This window comes from Sandarakinorhabdus cyanobacteriorum (genome assembly GCF_002251755.1).
In the GTDB taxonomy this organism is placed as follows: domain Bacteria; phylum Pseudomonadota; class Alphaproteobacteria; order Sphingomonadales; family Sphingomonadaceae; genus Sandarakinorhabdus; species Sandarakinorhabdus cyanobacteriorum.
The window spans coordinates 24,490-34,319 of record NZ_NOXT01000098.1; the positions used below are offsets into that span (position 1 = coordinate 24,490).

7 protein-coding genes are annotated in these 9,830 nt (G+C 66.6%); 4 read left to right on the plus strand and 3 right to left on the minus strand.

Going from position 1 to position 9,830, the window contains the following annotated elements; all coding sequences use genetic code 11:
* Positions 1–3 precede the first annotated feature (3 nt).
* The 3 genes from CHU93_RS06265 to CHU93_RS06275 all read right to left on the minus strand — a co-directional run bounded on the left by CHU93_RS06265 (position 4) and on the right by CHU93_RS06275 (position 3,123).
* Positions 4–507: a cytochrome c-type biogenesis protein gene (locus CHU93_RS06265; RefSeq protein ID WP_243375326.1), complete on the minus strand. Its 504-nt coding sequence runs from the start codon at positions 505–507 to the stop codon at positions 4–6.
* A 95-nt stretch (positions 508–602) separates the two neighbouring features.
* The gene (locus tag CHU93_RS06270; protein ID WP_094473258.1) at positions 603–1,130 is read right to left on the minus strand and encodes a DsbE family thiol:disulfide interchange protein; all 528 of its coding nucleotides are present in this window, start codon (positions 1,128–1,130) and stop codon (positions 603–605) included.
* Positions 1,131–1,137: 7 nt separating this feature from the next.
* On the minus strand, positions 1,138–3,123 hold the full coding sequence (locus CHU93_RS06275) for a heme lyase CcmF/NrfE family subunit (protein WP_094473259.1): 1,986 nt from the start codon (positions 3,121–3,123) through the stop codon (positions 1,138–1,140).
* A 185-nt stretch (positions 3,124–3,308) separates the two neighbouring features.
* Between CHU93_RS06275 and CHU93_RS06280 the strand changes: the two genes are divergently transcribed.
* From CHU93_RS06280 to CHU93_RS06295, 4 genes are all read left to right on the plus strand, one after another.
* A complete protein-coding gene (locus tag CHU93_RS06280; RefSeq protein WP_094473260.1) occupies positions 3,309–5,840 on the plus strand; it encodes a cyclic nucleotide-binding domain-containing protein in 2,532 nt (843 codons plus the stop codon).
* Entirely contained in the window at positions 5,840–6,745 is a 906-nt protein-coding gene (locus CHU93_RS06285) for a hypothetical protein (protein ID WP_243375329.1), read from the plus strand. The genes CHU93_RS06280 and CHU93_RS06285 overlap by 1 nt, the downstream gene beginning before the upstream one ends.
* A 7-nt stretch (positions 6,746–6,752) precedes the next feature.
* Entirely contained in the window at positions 6,753–8,714 is a 1,962-nt protein-coding gene (locus CHU93_RS06290) for a cytochrome c3 family protein (protein WP_094473261.1), read from the plus strand.
* A 111-nt stretch (positions 8,715–8,825) separates the two neighbouring features.
* A complete protein-coding gene (locus CHU93_RS06295) occupies positions 8,826–9,680 on the plus strand; it encodes a phosphodiesterase (protein WP_094473262.1) in 855 nt (284 codons plus the stop codon).
* Positions 9,681–9,830 lie beyond the last annotated feature (150 nt).

The window sequence follows — 9,830 nt, forward strand, 5'->3', positions numbered from 1 at the left end:
GTTTCAGCTCAGCCGATCCAGCTCGGCGCGTTCGGCATCGGAAAGGGGGGCGTCAGTCGTGGCGGCGGGCCGCCGGCGCTGCCACAGGGCAACCCCAACGCCGCCCAGGATCAGCACAGCGAACGGGCCGGCCCACAGCAGCAGCGTGTCGCCTTCAACGGGCGGTTTCAGCAGCACGAAATTGCCATAGCGCGCCACCACATAATCCCGCACCTCGGCATCAGATTTGCCCTTGGCGATCTGTTCGCGCACCAACAGGCGCAGATCGCGGGCCAGCGGGGCGTCGCTGTCGTCGATGGACTGGTTCTGGCAGACAACGCAGCGCAGATCCTTGCTGATGGTGCGTGCCCGTTGTTCCTGCGCCGGATCGGGCAGCATCTCATCGGGCATCACCGCCGCCGCCGGGGCGGCGAGAATGAGGGTGAGCAGGAGCCAGGCGACGCCATTGCCCTTGCGGGCGGAACCATGGCTGGCCAGAAATCCTCCCCCTCTGGGGGAGGTGCCCAAAGGGCGGAGGGGGCTTTCAGAGCGGAGCGCGCCGCCCCCTCCGCCGCCCTGCGGTCGGCACCTCCCCCAGAGGGGGAGGATTGACATCCAGGCCCTCATGCCTCTGCCCTCAGCTGCTGCATAAGCGGCTTGATTTCGCCTTCCCATTGTTCCGGGCTGATCGGGCCGACAATCTTGAACCGAACGCGGCCCTTCTTGTCGACGACAAAGGTTTCCGGCGCGCCGGTGACGCCCAGATCGATGGCGGTGCGGCCGGACTGGTCCATGCCGAGGCCGGAATAGGGATTGCCAAAGCGGGCGAGGAAGGCGCGGCTGTCGTCTGGCTTGTCCTTCCAGGCGATGCCGTAAACCGGGAAGCCTTCCTGCGCGATGCGTTCCAGCACCGGATGCTCCTGCGGGCAGGCGGCACACCAGCTCGCCCACACGTTCAAAAGGCGCGGTTCGCCCCGGAAGCTGGCGCTGGCCAGATCGGGGCCATCGATGCCGGGCAGCGCGAATTCGGGCAGCGGCCGGTCGATCAGCTGGCTGGGCAGTTCCTTGGGGTCTTGCGTCAGGCCATAGCCCAGAAAGCCGGCGAGGCCGACAAAGGCGATGATCGGCAGGATGAAGAGCAGGCGCTTCATGGCGGGCTTATTCGGCCGGAACCAGATTGGGCGCAAGAGGGGCACGGCTTTGCGGTGCGCCGATGCGGAAACGGCGATCCGACAGGCTGGCCGCGCCGCCCATCGCCATCAACAGGCCGCCAAACCAGATCCAGCCGACCAGCGGATGCCAATAAAGCCGCACAACCAGGCCTTGGCCCTTGGCGTCGGACTGGACATCGCCGATGGCGACATATTGGTTGCCCAGCACGGAAACGCCGATGCCGGCTTCGGTCGTCTGGTTGCGGCTGTTGTCGTAGAAGCGGCGTTCGGAGACGAGGATGCGCTCGCTGCCGTTCTGGCGCACGGCAAAGCGGGCGCGCAGCGCACGGTAGTTGGCGCCGTCCACCTCTTCGGCGCCCAGCATGGTCAGGCTCAGCGGCCCGGCCGTGGTGGTCTCGCCGGGGCGAATGACCAGGATATGCTCGGCGGCAAAGCTGCTCATCGCCGCGATGCCGGCGGTGGTGAAGCCGATGCCGGCATGGGCGAGCGCCAGGCCGATGGTGGCGGCCGGCGTGGTGCGCACCAGCCGCAGCGAAAAGCCGCCGGCCCCCCACCAGCGCCGGGCCAGCACCAGGCCGGCGCCCAGCACCAGCCAGGCCCCGAGCGCCAGGCCGAGCGCGGCCGAGGCCTGGGCCAGACCGGTCCACAGGCTCAACCCGGCGAGCAGCGCCGCGGTGAGCGCGGCCGGCACCAGCAGCTTCCGGCCCACCACCGCCAGATCATCGCGCTTCCACGCCAGCATCGGGCCGGCGGTGACCAGCAGCAGCAACGGCACCGACAGCGGCACGAAGACCAGATTATAATAGGGCGGGCCGACCGAAATCTTGTTGGCCGGGGCCACCGCTTCCATGATCACCGGATAGAAGGTGCCGAGGAAGACAACGGCGGTGAGCGCCATCAGCAGCAGATTGTTGAGCGTGAGGCCGGCTTCGCGGCTGACGCTGCCGAACAGCGCGCCGGATTTCATCTGCGGCGCGCGCAGGGCAAACAGGCCCAGCGCTGTGCCGGTGGCGCCAATGATCATGGCCAGGATGAACACGCCGCGTTCGGGATCGACCGCAAAGGCATGGACCGAGGTGAGGATGCCGGAGCGGACGAGGAAGGTGCCGATCAGCGACAGGGAGAAGGCGAGGATGGCGAGCAGGATGGTCCAGCCAGCGAGAGACCCGCGTTTTTCGGTGACGATGGCCGAATGCAGCAGCGCGGTGCCGAGCAGCCACGGCATGAAGCTGGCGTTTTCCACCGGATCCCAGAACCACCAGCCGCCCCAGCCCAGTTCATAATAGGCCCAGAAGCTGCCCAGCGTGATCCCGCAGGTGAGCGGCACCCAGGCGGCGAGCACCCAGGGCCGCATCCAGCGCGCCCAGGCCGGATCGGCGCGGCCTTCGAGAAGGGCGGCGACCGCAAAGCTGAAGGTGACGGAAAAGCCGACATAGCCAAGATAGAGCAAGGGCGGATGGAAGACGAGGCCCGGATCCTGCAGCAGCGGGTTCAGTTCCGCCCCGTCCAGCGGTGCTGGCGACAGGCGCGCGAAGGGGTTGGAGGTGAACAGGGCAAAGGCCAGGAAGGCGACGGAGATCATCGCCTGCACGCTGAGCACCCGGGCCTGCAGGGTGGTTCTGAGATTGTCACCAAAGCGGGCGATGCCGGCGCCATAGAGCGCAAGCACCAGCACCCATAGCAGCATCGAGCCTTCGTGATTGCCCCAGGTGGCCGCCAGACGATAGGGCAGCGGCTGCGACAGGGCGCTGTGGTTGGCGACCAGCGCGACGGAAAAATCGGCCTGGCCAAACAGGGTCATCAAGCAGCCAAAGGCGAGGGCGATCAGTACGGCCTGGCACGCTGCCGCGCTGCGCCCGAACGCCATCAGTGCCGCATCCCCGCGCATCGCGCCCAGCATCGGCAGCACCGCCTGGGCGGCCGCGACCAACAGGGCGAGGATCAAGGCGAAATGGCCGACTTCGGCAAGCATGGCAGCTGGGGCTCCGGTGCGCGGGCAGCGAAAAAAGCGACGGCCCGTCATTCTTGGTCTAGCCGATGCGTATCAAGATGCTAGGATTTATCGCAACAGGTTCATTGCTGGCCGTGGGGTGTGCGACGGCGTGAACCAGCTTCAGGGCCTGGGGCCAGGGCTAGAACCGGGGGGGAACAGCCAGCGTGACGGCTTATCGCATCGCCATCGTGGGATCGGGCCCGGCCGGCCTGTCGGCGGCGGCGCATGCGGCGCGTTTGGGCCTGTCCCATGTGTTGCTGGAAAAGACCTACCATCTGTCGGACACGATCTACAAATATCAGAAGGGCAAGCATGTGATGGCGACGCCGTCACAGCTGGTGCTGCGATCCCCGCTGGATTTCGAGGCGGGCAAGCGCGAGGTGGTGCTGGGCACCTGGAATGACCAGACCGCCGCAGCCCAGGTGAATGTTCGCTATCATGCCGAGGTGAAGTCCATCGCGGGCACCGGGCCGGCCATCGAAGGCTCGGTGATGAAGATCGTGACACGCAAGCGGGACGGCACCAGCGAGACCCGCGAGCTGCAGCGGCATGCGCCGCCCTATCGCCTGACCCTGACCAATGGCGAGGAGATCATTGCCGAAACGGTGATTCTGGCCATCGGTACCCAGGGCAACCCCAATCTGATGACGTGCCCTGGCGGCAACCTGCCCCATGTGCAGTATCAGCTGGATGATCCGACCGAATATACCGACGAGCATATTTTCGTGATCGGTGGCGGCGATGCCGGGATCGAGAATGCGCTCGGCCTGTGTGCCGATCCGGCCCAGAACAATATGGTGACACTGGTCAACCGATCGGCCGATTTCGCCACCGCCAAGGATGCCAATGTGAAGGCGTTGCTGGCTGCCCGCGATTCGGGCCGGATCAGCCTGATGACCGAAACCACCACCCGCCAGATCGAGCCGGGTTACATCACGCTGGACACGCGCGACGGCGAAGTGCGAGCCCGTTGCGACCGGATCATCGCCCGCATGGGTTCGGCGCCGCCGCGCGGCTTTGTCGAAGGCTGTGGCATCGAATTTGCCTCGAACGACCGGCTGGCGTTCCCGAAATTGTCGGCCACCTTCGAATCGACAGCGCCCGGCATCTATGTGGTGGGCGCGCTGGCCGGCTATCCGCTGATCAAGCATTGCATGAACCAGGGCCACGATGTGGTGGAGGTCATCAACGGCAACCTTGATCTGAAACCGGCGGACGAGCCGATCCTGGAAGCCAAGTTCACCGGCCTTCCCGGCGGACGCAGCGTGGCGGACTGGCTGGAATATCTGCGCAGCCGCGTTTCCATCCTGTCGGGCATGTCCAGCTTGCAGATGCGCGAGTTCATGCTGGATTCGAGCGTGAAGCTGTATCGCGCCGGCGATGTGGTGTTCGAACGCAATGCGCCCGGCTCCTCGCTGTTCGGCATCGCCGATGGCCAGGTGCTGGTGGAGGTGAACCCCAGCGATCCCAGCATCACCGTGCCGATCAATGCCGGCACCATCTTTGGCGAGGTTGGCCTGATTTCCGGGCGGCGGCGCGGGGCGACCATCCGCGCCGGCAGCGATTGCATCCTGGTGGAGATCAGCCGCAACGCCGCCCTGAAGCTGATGAGCCAGGTGCCATCGGCCGCGCGCGAGATCACCCGCATCACCACCGAGCGCAGCCTGCTGCAGATCTTCAAATCCGGCCTGGCGCCCGCCGATCTGGTGGATGTGATCGCCGGCGCCAAGGTGGAAAGCATCCGCGCCGGCCAGGCCATCATCAAGGAAGGCGAGGCGGGCGACGATATCTTCATCATCCGGTCGGGATCGATGGTGGTGGAAAAGAGCATCGGCGGCAAACCGGTGTTCTTGTCCTATGTGCCGGCGGGCAGCTTTGTCGGCGAAATGGCGGTGATCGATGGCTCCCCGCGCAGCGCCACCGTGCGCGCCGCGGTGAAGAGCGACGTGATCCGCCTGGCCGGCGAACCCTTCCGCGCACTGTTGGCCGCCAAGCCGCAGCTGCTCGACAAATTGCGCGGCGAGATGGCCAACCGCACGCGGCTCAACAATTATATCGAATCCAAGAAGGACAGTTTTTCCAGCGTTGTCGACATGTACACCGGGGTGGCCAATTTCCTGGTGGATCAGGGCGTGGGTGAAGCCACCGATGTGCTGCTGATCGACGAGAAATTGTGCGTTGGCTGCGACAATTGCGAGAAGGCCTGTGCCGATACCCACGACGGCCTGTCGCGGCTCGACCGGGAGGCCGGGCGCACCTATGCCCATTTGCACGTGCCGACCAGCTGCCGCCACTGCGAGCATCCCCATTGCATGGCCGATTGCCCGCCCAACGCCATCCACCGCGGGCCGACGGGCGAAGTCTATATCGACGATACGTGCATCGGCTGCGGCAATTGCCAGCGCAACTGCCCCTATGGCGTGATCCGCATGGACAAGGTGCCGCCGAAGAAACCTTGGCTGCTCAGCTGGTTCCTGTTCGGCAGCGGCCCCGGCCCGGGCGAACCCAGCCACAAATGGGCGAAGAAGGCCGATCCCGCCTATGCCGAAAAGGCCAAGAAGGCGATCAAGTGCGACATGTGTTCGGGCCAGGAAGGCGGCCCGGCCTGCGTGCGCGCCTGCCCCACTGGCGCCGCCATCCGGGTGTCGCCGGAACAATTCCTGTCGGTCGCCCTCATGGGCCGGGAGGGCAAGTGATGGCGAGCACCGCGCCCACACGCAAGGCGATGACCGGCAAGGCCGTTGCCCGCGCCCCGCGCGACACAGCGCACGAAGGCTTTCTCAACCACAAGCGGGCGCGCTGGGCCAAGGTGGCGGGCACGTTGAGCCTTGTCGCGCTACTGAGCTACATGCTAACCGATCCAACCCCGCGCCACAATGGCGGCACCTGGCTGGGCTATACGCTGGGCAGCATCGGCGCCGGTCTGATCGTCTGGCTGTCCTTGCTGGGCGTGCGCAAGCGGGTGATCGGATCAAAGCCGTTCAGCCTGAAGGGCTGGACCAGTGCCCATGTCTATCTGGGTCTGTCGCTGATCGTCATCGGCACGCTGCACACCGGCTTCCAGCTCGGCTGGAATGTCCACACCCTGGCCTGGGCGCTGATGATGATCGTCATCCTGTCGGGCCTGTGGGGCATCAGCCTTTATGCCACGCTGCCCGAAAAACTCTCGGCCAACCGCGGAGAGGTGACGCAGCAGCAGATGCTGGAGGCGATCCGCACGCTTGACCGGCAGCTGGATCTGGCCGCCCAGCCTCTGGGCGCCGATGATGCCGCGCTGGTGCGGATGAGCCTGGAGGAATGCCGCATCGCAGGGTCGCTGGGCCAGCGCCTGTCGGGCAATTATGCCAGCGACGGCAACGCTCGCGCGCTGGCGGCCATCGGCGAGAAGGTGATGGCCGGGCTGCGCAGCGGCCGGGCAGATGAGCGCTTGCAGCAGATCCAGTTCCTGCTGGAACGCAAGGAGGCGGCGCTGGCCCAGGCCCGCCGCCACATCGCCATGAAGGCCCGGCTGGAGCTGTGGCTTTACATCCATGTGCCGGTGACCATCGCGCTGCTGGCGGCGCTGTTCGCCCACATTCTTTCCGTGTTCCTCTATTGGTGAGGCGGGCATGAGCTTCATCATCCGCCAATTGACCAAGCGGGCCGACGGCGGCGACATCATCCGCACGCGCACCCTGGTGCAGGCCGAAATCAGCATCGGGCGCGGCACCGATTGCGACATCCAGTTGCCCGATCTGGCCGTGATGCTGCGCCACGCCCGGCTGGTGCGCATTGCCGCCAGCCGGGTGAGCATCGAGACCACGGGCGGCGTGCCGGTGGAGGTGGGTGGCAAGTTCGTCACCCGCGCCGATGTTGATCTTGCCGATGCCCCGGCGGTGGACATTGGGCCGTTCCGCCTGTCGTTGAGCGAAGGTGAGGATGGCGCGGTGGCCATCACCGCCGAACGGGTGATCCCGCCGATCGATACGGCCGATGCCACTCAGGAGGTTTCGATCTTCTCGCTGCAGGGCGCCATGCCCACGCGGCGGCGATTGGCCTGGGTGGGCGCGCTGGTCGTTCTGGTTGGTCTGCTCCTGATCCCGCTGGTGCATTTCCTGGGCGAAGGCCGCGCCACGTTGCCGAAGGACATGCTGGCCGACGCGGCGCGCCCGGTCGCGCCCGGCCAGGCCTTTGGTGACGGCAAGCTGCGGGTGCCGACGGCGCGGCCGGCGGCGACTGGCGGCTTTGCGCCCGACGAAGTTTGGTCATCGGGTCCGTTGTCGAACGCCCATGCCAGCCTGTCCAACAATTGCGGCGCCTGCCACACGCAGGCGTTTGTGAGCGTGACCGACAGCGCCTGCCAGGCCTGTCACACCAAGGCGGCCCTGCCCGATCATGCTGCGCCGGCGCGCCTGGCCAATGGGCGGATGCCGGAAACCGGCGTGATGGCGGCGGCGCACAGCGCCTTCAACCTGCCGCAGGGCCGCTGCACCAGCTGCCACAAGGAGCATGAGGGCGAAGCCACGGTGATGACGGTGGCCGAGCAGTTCTGCACCGATTGCCACGCCGGGTTGAAAGGCCGGCTGCCCGATACGGCGGTGGCCAATGTGCCGGGCTGGGCAAAGCATCCCGATTTCCGCGCCACGCTGGTGGCCAGCCCGTCGCTCACCCAGCCGGTGTTTGCCCGCACCGCGCTTGCTGGCGCGCGCGAACGCTCCGGCCTGATCTACCCACACGACATTCACCAATCCGCCACCAACGCGGTGGCCAACATGGCGCGCAAGCAAGGGTTCAGGCTGGCCAGCGACGGCAGCCTGCCCTGCAGCAGCTGCCATGTGCCCGATGCCGATCAGCTGCGCTTCAAACCGATCGACATGGAGGCCAATTGCGGCGACTGCCATGATCTGGCCTTCGCCCGCGATGGCGGCACGCTGCGCACGCTGCCGCACGGCAAGCCGGCGCAGGTGGCCGGGATCATCCGCGATTTCTACCTGTCGCAGGCGGTCGCCCCGCGCGCTGGCGTGCAGCGCATCACCTTTGATCGCCGCCCGCCCGGCCGCATGGCCGAGGTGGAAGCCGCGCAACTGCGCCTTGCCTCCATCGGTGATGCGCAAGCCCGCGCCCGCGCCGCGGTGGCCGACATCTTCACGGGCAAGGGATTGTGCACCGATTGCCATGTGGTGACCGTTACCGGCGCGGCGGACATCACCCGCCGCTTTGCCATCGCCCCGGTGACGATCAACGATCATTATCTGCCGCAGGGCCGCTTCCCGCACGGCAAGCACAAGAGCTATGACGGCAAGACCGGCGATGCTGCCTGTGTCGCCTGCCACACCGGCATCACCCGATCAAAGGCCGCCACCGATGTGAACATCCCTGGCGTGACCAATTGCCGGGAATGCCATGGCGCGCCGGCCAAGACCCTGCTGGCCAACACCGCCAAGGCCGGCGACAGTTGCGACACCTGCCATGGCTATCACGATGGCGTGGCACCGGCGGGCGTGCTGCCGGCTGGTCATGGCGGTGGCGCCCGGGTGGCCGCGGCGGGCCACCGCGCGTCCGTTGCACGGGCGGCGGGATTCGGCTCCTGACCGGCGGTCGCTCTTGTGCGCGGGCGCAGCTTGCGTCAGCATGGGCCGTTACTGCGTATCTGGATGGGGACGGGCTGACGCCATCGTGGCGCGGCAGGCGAGGGCTGTAACATGCTGGTTGCCCAGGTGACCGATATTCATCTCGGCTTTCAGCCGGACGATCCGGCCGAGATGAACCGCAAGCGGTTCGACGAGGTGATCGCCACGCTGCTGGCGATGAACCCGCAACCGGCGCTGCTGCTCGCCACCGGCGACCTGACCGAGCATGGCGCCATCGCATCCTATCAAACGCTGAAATCCATCACCGACCGGCTGCCGTTCCCGGTCTATTTCGCGCTCGGCAACCATGATGTGCGCGTCAATTTCCGCAGTGTTTTCCCCGAAGTGCCGGTCTCCGCCAGTGGCCATGTGCAATATGATTTCGTGCACGGGCCCTTGCGCTTCGTCGTGCTCGACACGCTGCTGGAAGGCCAGCACGGCGGTGCACTTTCGCCCGAACAGGCGCAGTGGCTGGACGAAACACTGGCCCGCGATGGCCGCCCCACCGTGCTGGTGCTGCACCACCCGCCAATCGAAACCGGCAATGGCTGGATGACCGAGGATCTTGATGCCCCGTGGGTGCAGCGCCTGGCGGACGTGGTGCGCCGCCACCCCCAGGTGATCCGCATGATCACCGGCCATCTGCACCGCGCCATCGTGACGGGCTGGCACGGCACCACATTGGCGGTGTGTCCATCGGCTGCGCCGCAGGTTGCCATTGATTTCCGCAGCATCGACCCCGAGGATCCCGACGGGCGCGACATGATCGTTGCTGAAACCCCCGGCTTTGCCGTCCATTGGTGGACCGGGCAGGATCTGATCACCCATTATGGCAGCGGCGGCGACCACCCGGTGCTGGCGCGCTACAACGCCCGCATGCAGCCCACCGTGCAGCATATCGTGGCGGAACGAGCCGGCGGGCATTGAGGGGTGGGGTCAGGCCAGTTGCGGCACGCCGCACATGGCCAGCCACTGGGCGAGGGCGTCATAGGCCGCAGGCGGCCGGGTGGCATCGGCGGCATCGCCCCGCGGCACGAAGATGGGCACCTCCAAAAACCCCTCGCCAATAGCGGCCTG

Coding starts and splice junctions, on each gene's coding strand:
- CHU93_RS06270 (WP_094473258.1), bottom strand. CDS start 1,130: ATGAAGCGCCTGCTCTTCATCCTGCCGATCATCGCCTTTGTCGGCCTC.
- CHU93_RS06275 (WP_094473259.1), bottom strand. CDS start 3,123: ATGCTTGCCGAAGTCGGCCATTTCGCCTTGATCCTCGCCCTGTTGGTC.
- CHU93_RS06285 (WP_243375329.1), top strand. CDS start 5,840: ATGGCGAGCACCGCGCCCACACGCAAGGCGATGACCGGCAAGGCCGTT.
- CHU93_RS06290 (WP_094473261.1), top strand. CDS start 6,753: ATGAGCTTCATCATCCGCCAATTGACCAAGCGGGCCGACGGCGGCGAC.
- CHU93_RS06295 (WP_094473262.1), top strand. CDS start 8,826: ATGCTGGTTGCCCAGGTGACCGATATTCATCTCGGCTTTCAGCCGGAC.